This window comes from Niallia oryzisoli, from assembly GCF_043641075.1.
GTDB classification, from domain to species: Bacteria; Bacillota; Bacilli; order Bacillales; family Cytobacillaceae; genus Bacillus_BD; species Bacillus_BD oryzisoli_A.
This window is the reverse complement of the sequence record NZ_JBHZRC010000001.1, coordinates 580,318-600,092: the sequence shown is the minus strand read 5'-3', so window position 1 is coordinate 600,092 and position 19,775 is coordinate 580,318. Positions and strand designations below refer to the sequence as shown.

Sequence of the window (19,775 nt, the reverse complement as noted above, 5' to 3'; positions counted from 1 at the left end):
AACATAACAATTTCTTTTCACGTAAAAAGTATTCTGTAAACTAATAGAGTATTTTGTAAAAATAGAGACAAGATTTTACAAATATAGAAGTTTTATTGTATTGAAATAGTTATAATAAAAAATCATGGGGACGGTTCTCTTGCTTCCATTCAATGGAAGCAAGAGAACCGTCCCCATGATTTAGCGGAAAACATTGGATGGAACATCAAATGTTTTCCATAGAAATAGGATGAAGACTATGGAAAAAATCCATGCAATGAAAGGTTTGCGAAAATGAATATATAGGCAGGTAAACATAACAAAATTAAACACGATAGACCACTTTAAGTTCCAGCCATTATAATATTTGATGAGATTAAAGTATAAATCGATTAGTTCATTAACGGTATAAAGGAATACCCAAAAGGCTATGTATAAACTTTGTTTTATAAAATTATGCTCTGGAAACTTGGATAAAAAAATTAATGCTGTTGCCGGATATTTGATTAAAATGATTGATAGTGAAATATGGCTATTAGTCAAGCCGTGGGCACGATCACCTTCAGAAGGATTGTATCTCCACATTGGATAATGGTCCGATAATAAGTAAAGATAAATAAAATCCCCGAGAATAAAGAATAAAATAGTTGGATAATATTTCTGCCAATTCTTCCAGTCCCCCCATTTCCATAAGATAAAAAACCAAATTGACGCATAAATTGCGTTTGCCATAGCTGTACTCCTAATCTATTAATTTAGTCAAAAATTTTAAATATTAAGATATTTATAGTAATATTATATTGCGATGATTAATTGTGTACTACCGTACTTTTGTCACGTTATTCTTTACGTTTTTATTTCAAGGTGAAGTTATTTATAAATAACATTTTGGATGTAATAGAATTTTTGTATACTAAATAAGAAAAAACGTTCCTTAATCAAGGAACGTCTTAAATCATGCATCAATATCAAAATGTAAGGATTAGGAAAATGGACCTTATTTTATGACATTAATAGGGACTTTCCAGTGACCCGAATACACTTTCCACTTCCTTTTCAAGTTCTTGAATAAGCATTACTTCACTTCTTTTTGAATTCATTTCTTTTACAATATTCGCATAGTACCAGTGCTGATCACGTTTTCCACGTTTGAAACGATTCCATACGTCCTCTCCAAACGTTTGAAGGTCTTCATTTATGGTTCTCAAATTATGTAATTTATCTGCAGCTGTAATTTGGAGTTCTTCAACTGTGGCGTCTTTTAATCTTTCAATTGTATGTTTTTTTCGATCTTCCCAGGGCAGACTTTTATCATGTTCAGATGCAGCCTGCACTAAATTCGCTACGCTGGCACCAAACTGCTCTAACAAATCCTTGTATGTCGTAGAGGTATCCTCCAAAGTATCATGCAAAATTCCCGCTACAATCACCTCTTCTGAGCAATTTTCCTTTTGTAATAGCATTCCTACAGAAAAAGGATGTGTAATATAAGGAATATTAGAGGATTTTCGAGTCTGTCCCCTATGAGCATTTGCAGCAAACACAATCGCTTGGTCAATTATATTCATTATTAAAGCGGCCTCCTTTGCTTTTGAGCAGTTTTTATTGTATACAAGTGAACCGACCAATTTTAATATAAAGTGCAATTCAATAAATTGTTTGTATCACCTTTGATAATAAGATTTAGTTTGTACTCTATCCTAACTAAAATGCAAGCGGAACAATCCCAAACCCGAAAAAACAAGTTAATAAAGAAAAGAACCGTCGAAGTGCACCCAACCATTCAAAAAACTCTCTATGGAGAGGAATCCATAGAGAGTTTTAGCCTATTATTAAGCATATTGATCTAATGACGTGGAAGCAAGAGAACCGTCCCCCTGCATATACCTTTTTTCAAACTCATCTATTGAACAAGGCTTTCCAAAATAGTAGCCTTGGACATGGTGGCATTCGTGGTCGAGTAAGAAAGCTAGCTCTGTTTCGGTTTCTACTCCTTCTGCAATTACTTCCATTTTTAGATGCTGAGCCATTTTGATCATGGCTGTCGTAATGCCAGCATTCTCGGAATCCTCAGAAATGTTGCAAATAAATGAGCGGTCAATTTTTACCCCATCTAATTTAAATGACTTTAAATAATTAAAGGAAGAGTAACCGGTACCAAAATCATCAATATAGATTTTAATGCCCATTTCCTTTAATTCATGTAAGGTTTGTAGAATGTATTCTTCATTTTTCATTAATGAGTTTTCAGTAATCTCAATTTCCAGCCACTTTCCCTCAATGTCGTACTCTGTAAGTAAACGACGTACTTCCTGAGAAAACTCTCTTTGTAAAAATCGTTTCGAGCTTATATTTACACTTATCGGTATAAGTGGAATTCCCGCCTTTTTCCATGCAGCTAGTTGCTCACATACTCGTTTCTTGACCAGTTTCCCTAGTGAAAGAATTAAGCCTGATTCCTCCGCTAAGGGGATAAACTCCCCAGGTGGGATTAAGCCAATCTGGGGGTGCATCCAGCGAACAAGAGCCTCAGCAGCAATGGTCTTCCCTGTCTTGGCATCGACACGCGGCTGTAAATGGACGATAAATTCATCGTTAAGTATCGCTTTACGTAGATCTCTTTCTAAAACAAAAGAGTTATAATCTCTTTCATCCATTGATTGATCATAAATTTGATACATATTGCGCCCTTCTTTGGCTTTATAGAGTGCAATATCTGCTTTTTTCATTAAATCCATGACAGTGGTACCAGCCGATGGATAAAAACTAATCCCAATACTTGCGGTTACGAATAGTTCAAAATCAGCAATATGAATAGGAGTCGTAAGATTTTGCAAAATGGTTCTCGCGATATCTACTGCTTCTTCCTGTTTATTCATGTTCGTGCAAAGAACCATAAATTCGTCACCGCTAATTCGAGCAGCATGCTGTTTTCCGGTATCAATGCTCTCTAGCAATCTATCTGAAATTTGTTCTAAGAGTCGGTCACCAACTATGTGTCCTAGTGAATCATTAATATATTTAAACCGGTCTAGGTCAATGAACAAAACAGCCAATTTCTGGTCTTCTTGTTCAGACATTGAAATGGATTCCCGTAGCTTTTGCTCAATCCATCTTCTATTAGGAAGCTTCGTTAACTCGTCATGATGAGCTAAATAAGCATTGGTCTCCTGGATTTTTTTCTGTTCCGTAATATCTTTACCAATCGAGTAAACACCTTTAATTTGATTGTCCAAGATAATTGGAAGCAGGATTACGTTAATAAACTTATTTGTTCCCTGTTTATTATTAATTTCAATTTCAGAATTCTGTGGATTACCTAGAACTGCTTTAAGAAATAAGTTTTCCCACATATCTTTATAGTTTTTGGAAATTAAGTTCCCCATTGTAAGCTTTGAGATTTTTTCTCTTTGAAAGCCGTAAAATTCCAAAGCAGTTGGATTCATATCAATGACATGGCCTTTCGAATCAAAGGTAACCACAAAATCCTGACTGTACTCAAATAGGGATTGGTATTGCAGCTGATTTACAAGAAGCTCTTTTTGTGTTAATCGCAATTCTGTCATATCGTGAACAGATCCGACTATTTCAACGACTGTTCCTTCGTGCGTGACAGGTGTAACATCAACATATAAAAGCCTTCCATTTAATTCTATTTCATAATAGACTCGTTGACCTTCAAACGCTTCTTTATAATGTGCCCGCTTCAATTCTGCTATTTCATTTGGGTATACATCATGTGGTGTATGATTTACTAGTATCTTTGAATTATATCCAATTTCATCAAGCAGTTTCCCTTCTGCCATTGTATAGATAAAACAGCCATTTTCATCTTTTTTCATTTTGAATATTCCATTTTGAAGGTTTTTCATTGTTGCATTAAAATCCATTTTCATGGCTTCTTGAAGTTCAATCTCCATTTGTACTCTCTTTGTGATATCTGTACGAATACTGACATATTGGTAGGGTTTACCATCATCACTGAGAAACGGAACGATGGTTGTATCAACCCAGTACAGGCTGCCATCCTTAGCTTTGTTTTGGATTTCACCCTTCCAGATTTCCCCTCTACTGATTGTCTTCCACATTTCGCGGAAGAATACTTTTGAATGATATCCAGAGTTCAAAATCCGATGATTTTGTCCTATCAGTTCTTCCTCTCTATATTTAGACAATTCACAGAATTTATCATTTATCCAAGTTATGATACCCTTTTCATTCGTAATAGCAACAATGGTAGATGAATCAAGGGCTAATTTAATATCAGCCAATTCTTTAGATAATGTCTTCATGTGATCATCTTTAGATAGTATTTCCTGAAGGTCAGTCAAAAGCATAACATTATATAGTTCTTTCTCAATAGATAAAGAATTCGATTGTATTTGTAATGAAAAATGCTGTTTATTTTCTCTTATACCGATAAACACCGATCTACTTTGATGATCATCCATTTTATAATCAGAAATGAATATATGGACAGAGCGGCCCGCCCATTCATTACAACCGACACGAAACAAGCTTTCTGCGCCAGGATTCAAGTATACAACCATTCCTGCCCTGTTCACGACCATAATACTATCAGATAGTTTGCCGAAAAAGTGAAAGAATTGATCGTGTAAACTTAGAAACAATGCAGGTTGAATTAGCATAATATCCTCCTTTTGCAGTGGAAAGAATCCATTAATCATTCTGACATCCATCTATAAATGATAACTATTCTATAAAAAATAATGAAATCTAGAACTACTCTTATTCTCTATGATAAATAGCTTTCTGTATAGTACTAAAAAAATAGGAATGTCTTCCTATTTTGTGAATCCCACTGCATAGAGAGCAGGATACTGCCTTAGTCCTTTTCTTTCGGGCAGGCTTTGTTTTCAACAGCATATCTCATTATCCTATTGGTTTTGATAATAGATTTTCGCTTCTTTTCTCACAAAAACTAGATAACAAGCGATATACAAAGGAAATTGACGAAGGAAAAAGTTACAGAAAGTAAAGGACTTAGAAGGTAAATGTTGAATTATTAAGCCATGGGAAAAAGAAACCCCTTATATCTTTTCGGAAAGGTAGTGATGAAAGAATGATATTTCTTATTCTACGTCGTCGAAAGGTTCCTGTTCTAGCCGCCATCAACAAAGGAGAAGGAACAAATATACCGGTCCGGAAAGCGGTGATTCCAATGAAGATTCTAACCATGCTGAAAGCAATGGACAAGGAAGTCAGAGCATTTAATATGCAGGCTTTACAAAGCATCTTTATGTCACAGGAAGGCGGAAAACTGACAGGTTGGATCCGAATACAAATGGAGGAAACGAAAAGAAAAGTTGTGCAATGCTCTCCTGCCGCATTACGCTTTATAGGTCCAGGTGATCAATAAAAAAATAATACAGGAAAGGGGTGAGGATCAAGATCAAATCACTAAAATACCAATAAAAAACTTAATAGAAAAAATGGAAAGTATTAGCAGCAGCCGATTGCTGCGTTAAAAAGAAAAAGCGCTTCTTGGTACCAGAAGCGCTTTTTTGGCGTTTTTGCAAATCAGATTATAATTTTGCTTCCTCATGAAGAATCTCGTCTTCTACTCCGATTATTTCTGCATCGATAATGTCAGGCATTTGCTGTTTGATTTCTTGCAAATCTTTCTCATAGTCCTGCGGTGTGTAGTCAAGGGACTCATATAAGGTAGTACTCAAACGTGCCCCCATTTTTTTCATTGTTGCATAGGTAATGCCTCCGGATACAGCTCCTCCTAAAATCGGAACGACTTTTGATATTCCCTTTGCAAATGTGTCCTTTGAAAGCTTTATACCAATTTGAGCAGCAACCTTACGAATAATAGCAGAAGAAATGGTCTTAGATAATGAGCGCTGTGTCAGTTTCCTAAATAATTGCTCAGATAATTTGGTTGTAAGTAATTTCAGTGCAGCAGCTGAACCGCCGACACCGAACATAACACCCAGGAATAATATTAATTCGCCTCTAACTCGTTCCATGTCCAATTCATTATTTTCCCATATGTCTTTGTATCCGTATAAATATGCAAGCTCTTGTGCCAAACGTAAAACGACTCCAAAGAATTGGAGTGTATCGGCCGGGATTGTTGCCGCCATCACAAATCCGCCTGGTAAACCCGCAGCGAAGGAGGCGCTGGAGCTTTGAAAGGTACGCTTTTCTATGAGTGATTTGGCCATTCTGTTGATTTTCTCCGGACTGATTCCGGCCTCTATTGGCCCCTTTGTTAATAACAAACTTAACGTTTCAGAATCCATTTCATTTGCGAACGTTTTGGTTAAAAATTCTTTACGTTCTACTTTTACACCGGGTATCTTTAATGCATTGGATACAATAAGCTCAACAGTACGGGATGACTCCTTTTTCTTTGCCATTTTATTTACCTCCCTCCTATATATTTAACGAACTTACCTTGATTATGCTTTTAAAACGATCTAAACCATCATTATTTTACCATATTAACAAATCAAGGGGGCGAATCACGTGTGAAAATGATTGTGATTCGTCCCCTAATAATTATTGCTCGTTCTGTAACTCTCGCAAGTAATCCTCTTTCTCATCGCGGTAAAATAAATTATACGTGTCAAATGGAATGATTCTTCCGTCTGGATGGGCAATGTGTACACATGCTTTTTTGACAGAACGGATGTCTAAATCATAGTTATCCATGAATTTCATAATGAGGACGCGAAAGACATTTTGGTAACCCATTCCGTTAGGCAGGCTTACTTTTGGCAGGCAGCATAATAAATCGTGTAACGAATGAAAACCGCTTTCCGGCGAGTGATTCAGGCTAAACAGTTCAAACACTTTATTTTTCAACATTTCATCACTTTCAAATACGATCGTGTTTCGTGAGCCTTCTAAAAGGATATCCGGGTCAATAAGGCCTGTCAGCGGCTGCACCTTTCCATCGATTTTCATCGCATATCCCATTGCCAGGCAATCAGAATGACATGGAACTGGGATGATATCTTCTTCTTTAAATATATCGGATTGGTCAATGATCATCTGGCGGACTTCGCTTAACGTCAACCGATCTGTGGCCGGATTATAATCCTCTGTTCGGCCGGCATGCTGAATCGGCTGGAATGTAACGCCCCTTACGCAAGGCTGCTGCGTACCATATTCAATGATTTTCCCAATTTCCTTGTCATTTAAGCCTTTTTTTAACGTCACAACGAGTGTGGTAGAAAGATTGTACTCATTTAAATTGTCAATCGCTTTGCGACGTACCTCTCGCAAATCAGCACCCCGAAGTTCTTTCAAGGCTTCCGCCTCAAAGCTATCCCATTGTAAGTAGATTTCAAAGCCAGGCATGTAGGAGGCAAGCCTTTTGACAAAGTCTTTGTCATTGGCAATACGCAATCCATTTGTATTGACCATAAGATGCTTGATTGGTCGTTTTTTCGCACTGTCCAATATTTCAAAAAACTGCGGATGGATGGTCGGTTCACCGCCGCTAATTTGAACGACATCAGGCTCTCTTTCATTTCTAACAATCGTATCAAACATTGTTTCAATCTGCGCAAGAGTCCGCCACGTTGTTCGTTTCGGACTTGATTCAGCAAAGCAAATCGGACATTGGAGATTGCATTGATCGGTTACTTCGACAATAGTTAAACAAGAATGCTGTTCATGGTCAGGGCATAACCCACAATCATAAGGACAACCGTATTTGATGCCAGTATTCCAATGATAAGGCATTTCACTTGGCTTTATGTATTCCCGGCACCGTTTATAATAAGCTACATCTGTTGAAATTAAGACTTTTTCAAGACCGTGCTGCATGCAGCGCTTTGATAGATACACACAATCATTTTCAATGATGACCTTTGCCTCCACTTTCCGTAAGCAGGTCGAGCAAATCGAGCTTGTTAAGTCATAATACAAATAAGAACGGTTAGGCATGTCCGATTCCTCCTATTTTATGTTTTTTTCTCTTTTTAGCTAGTAAAATACTATAATAAAGAATGCCGGCAATACAGGCCCACTGAATGGCACTCATTTCAAGATATGGTTTCGGAATCGGTTTGATCCACTCCACCGCCCATCGATATGACAAGTAGCATGTCATAAATAGCTGAAAGGCAAAGCCCTCCCAAGGTTTATGTTTCCGGAGGAAGAGTAGAAAAATGATTAACAGGATTAAAAATAGTATTTCGTAAAGCTGCGTTGGATGCCGGCGTACCCCATCACCAAAATCAAATCCGAGCCAAAGCTTCGTTTCGATTCCATAGGTTCGGTCCTCCATCCCGGCCAAAAAACAACCGATTCTGCCAATAATCAGACCAGCAGCTAACGGAATAGCCATGTCATCGCCTGTTGATTCATGATGACCCATTCGTTTTTTAGCCAGCTCAACGCCAATTAATCCGCCCAGTAAGCCCCCCACAATGGTTTTCCCATGAATAAGGAACCCCCATTCTCCACTTTCGATTGAATTCCATAAAGCAGATACATTTTCAAATGTAGCGAGCATGATAGAGCCGGTCAATCCGCCAATAATGGCGCCAATATACGCCGACTGCTTTGTCATCTGGAACATGATTTGGCCGCTTCAGCTTCAAATAGATTTGAAAACCAACCATAAACGCCAAGCTTTCTAAAATAGGATGCGGGTTTATCGACTTGCCGAATAATTGTAAGTATATAGGAAAATCCATAAGTCCCCCTTTATGGTTGAAGGATATATAATTAACCTTCCATTATATTGAAATTCTGTATTATTTTCTAAAATTATACTATATAATTTTTTAATATTAAATGTTTCACAGCTATTCAGATTATCTGATGCAATAGATTATTAAAATAAAGGAGGGTATTTATGAAAACGAAAACAGGCCAATTTGTTGGCGGTATTTTTCTTACCATGGCAATCTTTGGCTCTACTTTTCTTATCGGGCTTTACTCCGTCCTGCTCTGGTTCCTTGTCTTAATCCTATTCCTTGTAACGAAAAAACATGATTTAGTTAAAGGGATGGCTATTGGCGTATTAGTTACATTATTCATTTTCTTCATCGTTTGTGGCGGACTCATCTTATTTTTATAAAAAAATAAGCAAGAGGAAGGTTCTGTTGCTTCCGCCGGAAACGATAGAACCTTCCTCTAGCAATTAATGATATTTCCATGCACTTACCCTGTTTATGCTTCAGTTCCTGCCTCCACCTTTCCCTCTCCTCTTCAAGTCATTTGTGACAATAACAAAGAAATGGTACCTATTTAATACAGAATTATCAGAAAAGTCATGTTGTTTAGAAGGAATAATAGCCTACAATAGCAAATATATATAGTATAAACAATTTTAAAAGGGGCTTGAAAACATGTCTATACCACGTTCAACTATGAAAAATTGGGATCCATTTATTATGACACAGATTCAGGTAAATCAAGCAATTGCAGCATTTTTCGAAAAGAAAGGATGTACTGTAAAATTTGCAAGAAATGGAACTGATGTCGATCTCATTGCCGAATTAAAATCTTGCAGATTTTTAATTGAATCGCGTGGAAATCAAGCAGTTAATCACACGGGAACAGATCGCATATTCGATAGTTCCGAAATAGGTATTCATTTAGCCGAACAACTTGAACAAATTATGAGATTTCAACAGCAATATAATTATTCCAATACATTATTTTATATTATAGGAAATCCTGATGTTTCAAGGATCAGAGAACGTGTTGGAAAAATAAGTAAAGGACTTGATAAATTAGGTATTGTACAAGCATGGGTGCAGCCAAGTGGAAAGGTTACTTTCGAAGGTGAGAAATCAATTTTATTAAATAACTTATTACGTTGATTGTAAAAATAAGTACTGCTTCATGTAGCAGTACTTTTTAACTGTAAAAAAGAACTTTCATTACCCGATCACTTCTCTTCATGCAGTTACTTCCTCTTTTTACTTAAAATTCAATAGTTATACCTCAAATCCTCCCGTGCATTACAAACGTCACTTCCTAACCTCCTAAGAAAGGAATATAATAAAAGCTCTTTATGGTTTCATAAACAAGAATAGTTAATAGGCTAGCAATGAAATCAATATTGAGCATTGTTTTTCCACATCCTATAAATGTTGGAAAAAAAGGAGGTTATTCTCAGTGGCAAATACACATGTCTTTTCAAAGGAAGAAGAACTATCAAATTCAATTACCCATGGGATTGGTGTGATACTTAGCATTGCTGCACTTGTCATATTGATCGTTTTTGCCTCGATTTATGGAAATGCTTGGCATGTAGTTAGCTTTACGCTATTTGGAGTAACCATGCTTCTTCTGTATACTTCATCAACGCTCTTGCATGCACTGCCACCCGGACGGGCAAAGGATTTCTTTGAAATCATGGATCACACCTCTATTTATTTCTTTATTGCCGGAACTTATACACCGTTTTTGTTCCTTGCTGTGGACGGCTGGGTGGGATGGACATTATTTGGCATTGTCTGGGGACTAGCTATAGGCGGTACCGTGTTTAAATCCTTTTTCGTCAAAAAATTCCTTTTCACCTCGACACTTCTCTATGTGTTTATGGGCTGGTTAATTGTTTTTGTGTGGAAGGATTTAGCGACAAATCTTCATCCAACCGGTCTAGTCCTATTAATCATCGGTGGTTTATGCTACACTATCGGAGCTATTTTCTATATGTGGAAGTTATTTAAGCATCATCATGCTGTTTGGCACATTTTTGTGCTTGGCGGGACAATCTGCCATTTCTTTTCCGTTCTTTATCTGCTTCCTTAACTAGTAAGGTGACAATGCGATCCTCCTATAATGGATTGTGTATGTCACCTTTTTTGTTTAATTGGATTAGTGCTACACAGACCAATTGGATGAGTACATGCACGGTTTTCTAAATTATCATATTAGTATAAATTTTATATTGGTATGTACAGATCTAATACGTTTTGGTGTAGAATGCGGAGGATAAATAGCGTGATGAAAGAAAATGTTTCCAAAAACATTAAGGATTTAAGGCATAATTTAAATGTAAATACAATCAGTGCAGGTTTAGTTGCAGCAATATTTGGCTGTACCGGTCCAGCCTTAATTATTATCAGTGGTGGAACGAACGGCGGATTGTCATATGCGGAAACGATCAGCTGGCTGTTTGCTGTTGATTTTTTTGGTGGATTACTTGGGATTTTCCTTTCTTTGAAATACCGCCAGCCGATTGCCGGTGCTGGTACCATTGCAGGAGCTATATTAGTTTCCGGTGCCTTAACTCATTATTCTCTCAATGAAGCCATTGGTGCGTATTTAGCTGCACATATTCTTGTTATTCTGCTTGGCTTGTCAGGACTAATCGATAAGGTTATGAAGTGGATACCGGTACCCATTGTAATGGGGATGATTGTTGGAGTGATGATTCGTTTTGCCACGGAAATGATTACCTCGGTGACTATTTCCCCGCTCTTAGCAGGGTCTGCGATTTTAGTCTTTTTGTTTTCAACCCGGTTTTTGAAAAAGGTGCCCCCAGTGTTAACCTCGTTAATCGTAGCATTATTGCTGGCGGTACTTACTGGTGAGTTCAAGATTGGCGATGTGGCGACAGATGCATTAATCCTTCCACAATTTATGTTACCTACTTTTAGTTTTGATAGCATATTGTCGATTGGAATTCCGCTTGCCCTGCTTATTATGTGCTCTGAAAATGCTCAAGCAACAGGTGTATTAATGAATCTAGGCTACAAACCGCCTAATACCGCAATGGCTGTTAATGGTTCTTTTATAGGCTTGATCGCAGCATTCTTCGGGGGCCATGCAGTGAATATTGCAGGGCCCATGACAGCCATTTGTGCGGCAAAGGAAGTCGGCGAACAAGACAGCCGGTATGCAGCGACATTTGCAAATGGCGTGTTTTTCTCAGCGTTTGGTCTTTTTGCCTCAATCGTTGTTCCCTTTGTTGTTGCTATGCCGGTTGTTATTGTTAGTGTTATTGCTGGCCTTGCAATGCTTGGTGTTTTAATTAACGCACTCAAGACAGCATTTACAGATAGTAAATTTCAAATGGGTGCATTTTTTGCTCTCATTATAGGGATGTCGGGTGTGAACTTCTTTCATATCAGTGCCCCGCTTTGGGCTATTGTTGGAAGCCTGCTTGTCTCGTTCCTTGTTGAGAAGGAGCATTTTACATCGAGAGAAATAGAAGAACGTTCAAATATCGAAAAGAAGGAAAAATCAATGGCTTGATTTACCTCCACATGAATAGTATAAATTTTTCAACAGTCTATTTGAAGGAAATAAAGCTTGTAAAAAGACATTTCTGCAGGATGTCTTTTTTTTGTTAAATCGAGTGAAGGAATATCTATTGTGAAACTTTTCTGAATAGTATAACGTATTAGGGAATGTGTTGTAATTTCTAGGAAAGTGAGGAAAAAGGATGACCATTTTAGAGGTGAAAAATCTAAAAAAATCATTTGGATCGGTCCGGGCTGTGGAGGACGTCAGCTTTTCCGTTGAGGCTGGTGAGATTTTTACGATTATTGGTCCAAATGGAGCCGGAAAGACGACATCCCTTGAAATGATTGAAGGGTTAGTAACACCCGATAAGGGAGAAATTTGCTTTGGAGACCTAAACTGGGGTCAGCATGCGAATAAAATCAAAAAAATGATCGGGGTCCAGCCTCAATCAAGTGCCATGTTTGATTTATTAACACCTGAAGAAAACCTCAACCTTTTTGCCACCTTTTACGACCACGCCCGTTCAACGGAGGAAATTCTGGAAATGATTAATTTAAGTGAACACCGCCGCCAGCATGTAAAAAAACTTTCAGGCGGTCAGCGGCAGCGGCTAGCAATTGGCCTCGCAATGATTAGTGATCCTGATATTATTTTCCTAGATGAACCGACGACAGGACTGGATCCACAGGCGCGTCGTAACATCTGGGACATTATCCTCCAACTGAAGGAATTAGGCAAAACAACAATATTAACAACACATTATATGGAAGAGGCGGAGCAATTAAGCGACCGAGTCTGTATCATTGATCAAGGGAAAATTGTCACAATAGACACCCCTTCTGCCCTTATAGAAAAGCTAACAAATGAAAGAGAGGTTGTACTATCCTTTGTAGACGGAACCGAAGCTGCAAAGGAAGTGCATTATTTCACGAAAACCCTTGACTCCGTTGTCCGCAGCGAATTAGATGGAGCTTCTTTAACACTGTGGACTTCGCACCCCGAGGATACTTTATATACCTTATTTGGTTTTACAAAGGAAAAGGATTATCAAGTGGAACAGGTCTCCATCCGGGATATGAGTTTAGAGGACGTATTTATTGAGTTTACTGGAAAGGAATGGAGGGATTAATTCAGGATGAAGCAATTCAAGCACATGCTCATAGCTCAATTGAAATTAACATTACGGGAAAAACAGGCCTGGTTTTGGGGAATTTTCTTCCCTGTTATCTTAATGGTTATTTTTATGACCATCTTTGGCGGCACCTCTGATGATGAATTCTCAGCTAAAGTGGCGATTGTGAATGAAAACCCAAATCCAACCTCTGAGATGCTATTGAGCCAAATTAAGAAAATTCCAGTGCTTGAAATGGAAACTGACAAACCAATTAGCCGAAAGGAAGCAGATCAGATGGTCAAGAATCAGGATATAGATGCTGCGATTGTCCTGCCTAGTTCATCTGATGCAACTTCAATTCTGCTAGTTGTAAATAAAGAGGATGAACAAGGGGTTACGGCTCAAGCTCTTTCAGGTATGCTGAATGATTTTGTACAAAGGGCAAATTTATCTGCGGCTGGCGCTCCCCCAACCTTTGATTTGCAGTTTTCAGCCATTACATCAGGTGATGAGGAATTAAATTACACAGATTTTCTTCTCACAGGGATGATTGCCTTATCCATTGCACAGGCTGGTATGTTCGGTATGGTTGATTTGGTCGATATGAATCGTAAAGGGTTAATCAAACGTTTACGGATGACCCCTGCTAACATGAATATCTTCGGCTTTAGTGATATGGTGATGCGTTTGTTATTTAGTATTGTTCAAATTATTTTATTATCACTAATTGGTGTATTTGTTTTTGGTGCAAAGCTCTACATCAACTTCCCAAGTCTGCTGGTTGTTTTCATATTAGGGGCACTTTCCTTTAATGCACTTGGTTACTTTTTTTCTTCGTTCAGTAAAACAACTGAGGCCTATATGGGGATGGCTAATATTGTCAGCTTCCTGATGATGTTTTTAAGCGGGATCTTTATTCCAGTTGAAACCATTCCAGACTGGATACAGCCTATATCGAATATCCTGCCGCTCACCTACTTTGTTGAAGGCTTAAGAGACAGCATGGTTTATTCTACTAGTATTTTTTCTAGTACACTCTGGCTTGGAATTGGGATTTTAGTTGTTTGGGGAATGGTAACATTCATTTTAGGAGCCTGGTTTTATAGAAGGAAATCAATCGTCGCTACAAGATAATAGCTAAGAAAGAATGCAGACATCGTCCCCTTTCGGATGGTGTCTGTTTTCTTTTGCCATAACTCTTTCACTGAATAGTTCCTTCAATATTTTTTAATCTTTTTAAAATGTTCGCACCATTCCAATGATTCATTCGTGGTAAAATTATTAATAGAAATTATCGGTTTAATTTTAAAATATTTTTATATTCTATCAAACAATTTAGAAAAGAGTGAAACAATGAGGGAAATGAAGTTTAAGGCATTTTCGATTACAAACGAAATTGACCTAAATAAGATTGCTGTTCAATGCGGGATACCAAAAAAATTCACTTGGGAAGAGCCACTCATTTTGAAAGGAAATATTCTAAAATCAATTCTTAACCGTGAGGTCGGCGATTCACAATATATCCTCGTGTTCTCCTTCGGCAGTGTCGTGTTTATCAATCAAACCCATGCAGATGAGATGAAGGATTTTTTTCAGTACATTAAATCCTTTGAACCAGAAGTAAACCTTGCCCATGCCTATACCTATACGGACGATTACAGCCTGCAAATCGAACAGACTAAGGAAATCGAGCTGACAGATGAATTTGTCGTAATTCCAGAATATGAGTCATTTTACCCTGAAATCATCTCTACTGTTCTTGCCAAATCTGTTGCGCTCGAGAAAACAGAAGAGCATCTTGGGAAAATTAATGACCAGCTTGAAGTGTTGATTGATCGCCTTGAAAAAGGAAGAATGAGAGTTGGTAATAAGAGACTGGCCAAAATGACAGCAGAAATCGTCCGTCATGAATATAATACCCATGCCTATATCATGATTCTAGATAAGCCAGATATTACGTGGACCAGCAATGATGCAAATGATTTTTATGATAAAATGTCTGAGTTTTTTGAACTTAATGATCGCTATACAATTCTAAAGAGCAAAACGGAGACTTTGTATAATATTATGGATGGTTTTTCTAACATAAGTCATTCGATTCGCGGGCTTTTTGTTGAATGGATTATCGTCATTTTGATTGTAATTGAAATTCTTATGACAGTTTCTGAATATATCGGCTGGCTGCCATAATACCCATCCCAATTGATGATGTAACTCTAACTCTAATAATTTTTTTAAAAAAGTAGTAAAATTTCTATTGATATTTTTTAAAAGGCTTGTTATTATAAAAAACGTGATTTGGAAAGCTGCTATTTGAGTATATCGGGATCTTTCCAAGCAGATAATTTTGACCACCTCCTACGGGAAGTTAAGGCCATACGGACAGCCGGGTCAAGCGCCGATTGGCAACTTTAGTTGCCTTATTGATTGAGTTAAAAGCTCAAATTTTATAAGTTGGTTACTTTATAACCAGTGCATCTGCACATCAACTTGTGAAACGGTCAATAAGAGTGGTAAAAGTGATTATTTGCTATATAGACTCTGATCCTATGATGATATATTCGAATATTAAAGAGCTTTCTGCTAAAATGTCTTCGGACTTTTCGTAGACGTATACTTATGACGGCATGTCATAGCTATACATACTTTTTAATATTAAATATATCAAAAGCAAGTGAAATGCACGATGTGGCGTTTGCACTTGCTTTTTTTGTTAGAAAATAATCATTCGTTCGAGGAGTTCGCCCAATAACTTTTTTACTAGTTTTCAATCGTCCTCCTCCCTGCACTTCAAAATCTACTATGTTAGGAGATAGGAAAATGGGAAAAGCACTTATTATTGGTTGTGGCGGAGTAGCATCAGTAGCTATCCACAAATGCGTTCAAAACAGTGAGGTATTTGAAGAAATTTGTATCGCTAGCCGTACAAAGTCTAAATGTGATGCGTTAAAAGAAAAATTAGATGGCGGAAAAACTAAAATTACCACAGCGCAAGTTGATGCAAACAATGTGGACGAACTAATTGCCCTAATTGAAGAAGTAAAACCAGATATCGTCATGAACCTGGCGCTTCCGTATCAGGATTTAACAATCATGGACGCTTGCCTTGCAACAAAAACGAACTATTTGGATACAGCAAACTATGAGCCTGAAGATACAGCGAAATTTGAATACAAATGGCAATGGGAATACAAGGAGCGTTTTGAGAAAGCTGGCATTACAGCACTTCTAGGAAGCGGATTTGACCCAGGCGTAACGGGCGTATTCTCTGCCTATGCATTAAAACATTATTTTGATGAGATTGAAACAATTGATATTCTTGATTGTAACGGCGGAGACCATGGCTACCCATTTGCAACAAACTTTAACCCTGAAATCAATATCCGCGAAGTGTCTGCAAACGGTAGATATTGGGAAAATGGTGAATGGATTGAAACAAATCCAATGGAAATCAAACGTGTTTATAACTTTGATGAAGTTGGAGAAAAGGATATGTACCTATTGTACCATGAGGAGCTTGAATCTCTTGCGAAAAATATTCCTGGACTTAAGCGTATCCGTTTCTTCATGACATTTGGCCAAAGCTATCTTACTCACTTGAAGGCGCTAGAAAATGTTGGCATGACTTCGATCGAACCAATTGAATTCGAAGGAAAACAAATCATTCCGCTTCAGTTTTTGAAAGCTGTTTTACCAGACCCAGCTTCTCTTGGACCTCGTACGAAAGGTAAAACAAACATTGGCTGTATTTTCAAAGGCAAGAAAGATGGCGTTGAAAAAACGTACTACGTATATAATGTTTGTGACCATGAAGAATGCTACCGTGAAGTAGGCTCACAAGCAGTGTCTTACACAACAGGTGTTCCAGCAATGATTGGTGCCATGATGATGATGACTGGAAAATGGAACAAGCCAGGTGTATTCAACATCGAAGAATTTGATCCAGATCCGTTCATGGAAGCCCTAAACAAATGGGGATTACCATGGAAAGAAGACTTTAACCCAGTAATGGTAGACGCAGAGCCTGTAAAGGAAAAAGAAGCTGAGCTTGTAAGATAAGCACAGGGACGGTTCTCTTGCTTCCAATCATACACGGGGGACAGAAATGTCCCCCGTTTTTTTCTTCTTTCTAAGTTGCTTCATGTATTCCCTCTAGTTTCTTCTTTCGATAAAAACCAACCTCCTACAGCAATCAGAAGCATTACCGACCAAAAGATGATTTTCCAAATAGGACCCTCAACAAACTCATGAGAAATCAAGTGTACAGATGGATGCGCGAATGTATGCATCAATAATTTAACCCCTACCCACCCCACGATAATCATGGCCGCTGCTTCCAAACTAGGTCTTTTTACAAGGATCCTGACGAAAAAATTGGCTGCAAACCGTATCACAATCAAGCCTGCAATGGCTCCTACTAGAATGACGATAAACTGAGCTCCATCTATCCCGCCAATAGTGACTAATGGTGTATCCGGCAGAGCTATGACCAGTGCAACTGCTGCTAAAATGGAATCGATTGCAAAGGCCATGTCCGCTAGGGCTATTTGCGCAACTGTCATGCGATAGCTTGTCTGTCTCTTTTTCTTTTCTCCTTTTTCCTTTTTTAGTAAGTGTTTGATCGAGATGAAAATTAAATAACCGGCTCCGATAGCCTGCACTTGCCACACATGGAAAAGGAACGAAATGATAAATATAGCTCCAATCCTGAATACGAAAGCAAGTAATAAGCCAAGATTGATTGCTTTTTTTTGCTGTTCTTTCGATAGATGTTTAGACATGATAGCTAAGACTAAAGCGTTATCTGCAGATAGAAGACCCTCTAAGAGTATCAAAATAAGTAAAACCCAACCGTATTCCAATAATAACGATAGCTCCATAACATCCTCCTTCTTTTTTTATATACGCTTTGATCTTATGAATCATGATTTTTTTTGAAAGGAGTGTTAGTGGCTTTTTCAAGATAAAAAAACTCAGAAGGCCTGCAGCCGGCCTCCTGAGATTATAAGTTTTTTAGAATTTAGAATGATAGTTTTCGATTTCCCAAGCGTGAACAGCTGTGCGATAGCTGTCCCATTCTGCTTTTTTCATTGAAACATATTCGGTAAATACGTGGTCACCTAATGTTTTAGAGGTGAATTCACTTGCTTCTAATTCCGTTACGGCTTCCTTTAGGCTGCCTGGCAGATTTGTAATTCCAAGCTCTGCTCTTCTTTCCTCTGACATATGGAAAATATCCTCGTTAATCGGAGCTGGAGCATTCAGACCTTTTTCGATACCATCTAAACCTGCGGAAGCAATGACTGCGAATGTTAAGTAAGGGTTTGATGATGGATCGGGACAGCGTAGCTCTACACGAGTGGCAAGTCCTTTTTTAGCTGGAATACGAATCAGTGCTGAACGATTTGATGCTGACCATGCAAGATAGCAAGGTGCTTCATAGCCAGGAACTAAACGCTTGTAAGAATTCACGAGTGGATTTGTTACAGCAGCAAAGCTTTTCACATTTTCTAATACTCCTGCAATAAATTGATATGCTTTCTCGGATAATTGAAGTTTATCTGTCGGGTCAAAGAATGCATTTTCATCCCCTTCAAAGAAAGACATATTGACATGCATTCCAGATCCGTTAATTCCAAATACCGGCTTTGGCATAAAGGTTGCATGTAGACCAAACTTTTGTGCAATGGTCTTAACAACCCATTTGTAGGTGGTTGCAAGGTCTGCCGCAGTTAGTGCATCAGCATATTTAAAGTTAATTTCGTGCTGGCCTTCTGCCACTTCATGGTGCGAAGCTTCAATTGTAAAGCCCATTGCCTTTAAAGCGCGGTAAATTTCTAAACGAACACGTTCGCCTAAATCCTGGGGAGATGGTTCAAAGTAGCCACCCTTGTCACTGATTTCTAGTGTTGGATACCCCTTATCGTCTGTTTTGAATAGGAAGAATTCTAACTCGGGTCCAACGGAAATGGTAAATCCATTATCACCAGCTCGTTCCATTGTTTTCTTTAAGACGTTTCTTGTATCTCCATCAAAAAGCGTTCCATCAGGATTTGTTACTGAACATAGAAAACGTGCTTCTGAATAGCCAGCTTCGACTGACCAAGGAAGAACGGCAAATGTATGAATATCCGGCTTTAGATAAAGGTCTGAGCGATTAATAGGTGAAAACCCCTTTATTGATGAGCCGTCAAACATGATTTTGCCTTCCACTACATCCTCTAATTGTTCAGCTGTTACTGTAACATGCTTTAATATCCCCTCAATATCCACAAATTGCAAATGTAATAATTCAACACTTTTTTCTTTTATTGTTTCTTTGATTTTTTTAACAATCACGGTTTCATTCACAATTAACGTTTCTGTCATGTCACATTTCCCCTCGCATTAATGTTATGTTTTCTAACATGTTATTTGTTAGGGTTATTATATTGTAATTTAATCTATTTGACAATACTTTTTAGATAATTAAATCAAAAATATTCTATTA

18 protein-coding genes are annotated in these 19,775 nt (G+C 37.9%); 9 read left to right on the top strand and 9 right to left on the bottom strand.

Translation table 11 applies throughout. From position 1 onward, the window contains the following. Positions 1-180: 180 nt before the first annotated feature. From ACHUFV_RS03115 to ACHUFV_RS03105, 3 genes are all read right to left on the bottom strand, one after another. Complete coding sequence (locus tag ACHUFV_RS03115) at positions 181-711, bottom strand: CBO0543 family protein (protein WP_394232146.1); 531 nt, start codon at positions 709-711, stop codon at positions 181-183. 278 nt (positions 712-989) lie between these two features. Continuing rightward, the gene (locus tag ACHUFV_RS03110) at positions 990-1,547 is read right to left on the bottom strand and encodes an HD domain-containing protein (protein WP_394232145.1); all 558 of its coding nucleotides are present in this window, start codon (positions 1,545-1,547) and stop codon (positions 990-992) included. A gap of 264 nt (positions 1,548-1,811) precedes the next feature. Continuing rightward, on the bottom strand, positions 1,812-4,628 hold the full coding sequence (locus tag ACHUFV_RS03105) for an EAL domain-containing protein (RefSeq protein WP_394232144.1): 2,817 nt from the start codon (positions 4,626-4,628) through the stop codon (positions 1,812-1,814). 434 nt (positions 4,629-5,062) lie between these two features. Between ACHUFV_RS03105 and ACHUFV_RS03100 the strand changes: the two genes are divergently transcribed. Next, a complete protein-coding gene (locus ACHUFV_RS03100) occupies positions 5,063-5,359 on the top strand; it encodes a hypothetical protein (RefSeq protein WP_394232143.1) in 297 nt (98 codons plus the stop codon). 166 nt (positions 5,360-5,525) lie between these two features. Here the strand turns inward: ACHUFV_RS03100 and ACHUFV_RS03095 are convergent, their stop codons facing one another. The 4 genes from ACHUFV_RS03095 to ACHUFV_RS03080 all read right to left on the bottom strand — a co-directional run bounded on the left by ACHUFV_RS03095 (position 5,526) and on the right by ACHUFV_RS03080 (position 8,660). Beyond that, positions 5,526-6,368: a bacteriochlorophyll 4-vinyl reductase gene (locus tag ACHUFV_RS03095; protein WP_394232142.1), complete on the bottom strand. Its 843-nt coding sequence runs from the start codon at positions 6,366-6,368 to the stop codon at positions 5,526-5,528. A 142-nt stretch (positions 6,369-6,510) separates the two neighbouring features. Next, the gene (locus ACHUFV_RS03090) at positions 6,511-7,905 is read right to left on the bottom strand and encodes a radical SAM protein (protein ID WP_394232141.1); all 1,395 of its coding nucleotides are present in this window, start codon (positions 7,903-7,905) and stop codon (positions 6,511-6,513) included. After that, positions 7,898-8,533, bottom strand: a complete 636-nt coding sequence (locus ACHUFV_RS03085) for a prolipoprotein diacylglyceryl transferase family protein (RefSeq protein ID WP_394232140.1) — start codon at positions 8,531-8,533, stop codon at positions 7,898-7,900. The genes ACHUFV_RS03090 and ACHUFV_RS03085 overlap by 8 nt, the downstream gene beginning before the upstream one ends. Further along, on the bottom strand, positions 8,460-8,660 hold the full coding sequence (locus ACHUFV_RS03080; protein WP_394232139.1) for a hypothetical protein: 201 nt from the start codon (positions 8,658-8,660) through the stop codon (positions 8,460-8,462). The genes ACHUFV_RS03085 and ACHUFV_RS03080 overlap by 74 nt, the downstream gene beginning before the upstream one ends. A gap of 161 nt (positions 8,661-8,821) precedes the next feature. On the opposite strand from ACHUFV_RS03080, the gene ACHUFV_RS03075 reads away from it, so the two are divergent. The 8 genes from ACHUFV_RS03075 to ACHUFV_RS03040 all read left to right on the top strand — a co-directional run bounded on the left by ACHUFV_RS03075 (position 8,822) and on the right by ACHUFV_RS03040 (position 17,344). Then, positions 8,822-9,046: a hypothetical protein gene (locus tag ACHUFV_RS03075; protein WP_394232138.1), complete on the top strand. Its 225-nt coding sequence runs from the start codon at positions 8,822-8,824 to the stop codon at positions 9,044-9,046. A gap of 292 nt (positions 9,047-9,338) precedes the next feature. Next, positions 9,339-9,794, top strand: coding sequence for a hypothetical protein (locus ACHUFV_RS03070; protein ID WP_394232137.1), 456 nt, complete (start codon positions 9,339-9,341; stop codon positions 9,792-9,794). A 298-nt stretch (positions 9,795-10,092) separates the two neighbouring features. Beyond that, on the top strand, positions 10,093-10,731 hold the full coding sequence (gene trhA / locus ACHUFV_RS03065) for a PAQR family membrane homeostasis protein TrhA (RefSeq protein ID WP_394232136.1): 639 nt from the start codon (positions 10,093-10,095) through the stop codon (positions 10,729-10,731). Between the two features lie 195 nt (positions 10,732-10,926). Next, complete coding sequence (locus ACHUFV_RS03060; RefSeq protein WP_394233360.1) at positions 10,927-12,180, top strand: benzoate/H(+) symporter BenE family transporter; 1,254 nt, start codon at positions 10,927-10,929, stop codon at positions 12,178-12,180. A gap of 190 nt (positions 12,181-12,370) precedes the next feature. After that, positions 12,371-13,300, top strand: coding sequence for an ABC transporter ATP-binding protein (locus ACHUFV_RS03055; protein WP_394232135.1), 930 nt, complete (start codon positions 12,371-12,373; stop codon positions 13,298-13,300). 6 nt (positions 13,301-13,306) lie between these two features. After that, positions 13,307-14,419 (top strand): ABC transporter permease, encoded by a 1,113-nt coding sequence (locus ACHUFV_RS03050; protein WP_394232134.1) that lies wholly within the window; start codon positions 13,307-13,309, stop codon positions 14,417-14,419. Positions 14,420-14,647: 228 nt separating this feature from the next. After that, positions 14,648-15,475, top strand: a complete 828-nt coding sequence (locus ACHUFV_RS03045; RefSeq protein WP_394232133.1) for an RMD1 family protein — start codon at positions 14,648-14,650, stop codon at positions 15,473-15,475. Between the two features lie 630 nt (positions 15,476-16,105). Next, complete coding sequence (locus tag ACHUFV_RS03040) at positions 16,106-17,344, top strand: saccharopine dehydrogenase family protein (RefSeq protein WP_394232132.1); 1,239 nt, start codon at positions 16,106-16,108, stop codon at positions 17,342-17,344. Positions 17,345-17,424: 80 nt separating this feature from the next. On the opposite strand, the gene ACHUFV_RS03035 is transcribed toward ACHUFV_RS03040, so the two are convergent. Both ACHUFV_RS03035 and glnA read right to left on the bottom strand, forming a co-directional pair. Beyond that, positions 17,425-18,165 carry a TerC family protein gene (locus ACHUFV_RS03035; protein ID WP_394232131.1) on the bottom strand — a complete coding sequence of 247 codons (741 nt, stop codon included), beginning with the start codon at positions 18,163-18,165 and terminating at the stop codon, positions 17,425-17,427. Positions 18,166-18,298: 133 nt separating this feature from the next. Continuing rightward, complete coding sequence (glnA, locus tag ACHUFV_RS03030) at positions 18,299-19,654, bottom strand: type I glutamate--ammonia ligase (protein WP_394232130.1); 1,356 nt, start codon at positions 19,652-19,654, stop codon at positions 18,299-18,301. Positions 19,655-19,775: the final 121 nt, after the last annotated feature.

Coding starts and splice junctions, on each gene's coding strand:
- ACHUFV_RS03115 (WP_394232146.1), bottom strand. CDS start 711: ATGGCAAACGCAATTTATGCGTCAATTTGGTTTTTTATCTTATGGAAA.
- ACHUFV_RS03110 (WP_394232145.1), bottom strand. CDS start 1,547: ATGAATATAATTGACCAAGCGATTGTGTTTGCTGCAAATGCTCATAGG.
- ACHUFV_RS03105 (WP_394232144.1), bottom strand. CDS start 4,628: ATGCTAATTCAACCTGCATTGTTTCTAAGTTTACACGATCAATTCTTT.
- ACHUFV_RS03100 (WP_394232143.1), top strand. CDS start 5,063: ATGATATTTCTTATTCTACGTCGTCGAAAGGTTCCTGTTCTAGCCGCC.
- ACHUFV_RS03095 (WP_394232142.1), bottom strand. CDS start 6,368: ATGGCAAAGAAAAAGGAGTCATCCCGTACTGTTGAGCTTATTGTATCC.
- ACHUFV_RS03090 (WP_394232141.1), bottom strand. CDS start 7,905: ATGCCTAACCGTTCTTATTTGTATTATGACTTAACAAGCTCGATTTGC.
- ACHUFV_RS03085 (WP_394232140.1), bottom strand. CDS start 8,533: ATGACAAAGCAGTCGGCGTATATTGGCGCCATTATTGGCGGATTGACC.
- ACHUFV_RS03080 (WP_394232139.1), bottom strand. CDS start 8,660: ATGGATTTTCCTATATACTTACAATTATTCGGCAAGTCGATAAACCCG.
- ACHUFV_RS03075 (WP_394232138.1), top strand. CDS start 8,822: ATGAAAACGAAAACAGGCCAATTTGTTGGCGGTATTTTTCTTACCATG.
- ACHUFV_RS03070 (WP_394232137.1), top strand. CDS start 9,339: ATGAAAAATTGGGATCCATTTATTATGACACAGATTCAGGTAAATCAA.
- ACHUFV_RS03060 (WP_394233360.1), top strand. CDS start 10,927: ATGAAAGAAAATGTTTCCAAAAACATTAAGGATTTAAGGCATAATTTA.
- ACHUFV_RS03055 (WP_394232135.1), top strand. CDS start 12,371: ATGACCATTTTAGAGGTGAAAAATCTAAAAAAATCATTTGGATCGGTC.
- ACHUFV_RS03050 (WP_394232134.1), top strand. CDS start 13,307: ATGAAGCAATTCAAGCACATGCTCATAGCTCAATTGAAATTAACATTA.
- ACHUFV_RS03045 (WP_394232133.1), top strand. CDS start 14,648: ATGAAGTTTAAGGCATTTTCGATTACAAACGAAATTGACCTAAATAAG.
- ACHUFV_RS03040 (WP_394232132.1), top strand. CDS start 16,106: ATGGGAAAAGCACTTATTATTGGTTGTGGCGGAGTAGCATCAGTAGCT.
- ACHUFV_RS03035 (WP_394232131.1), bottom strand. CDS start 18,165: ATGGAGCTATCGTTATTATTGGAATACGGTTGGGTTTTACTTATTTTG.
- glnA (WP_394232130.1), bottom strand. CDS start 19,654: ATGACAGAAACGTTAATTGTGAATGAAACCGTGATTGTTAAAAAAATC.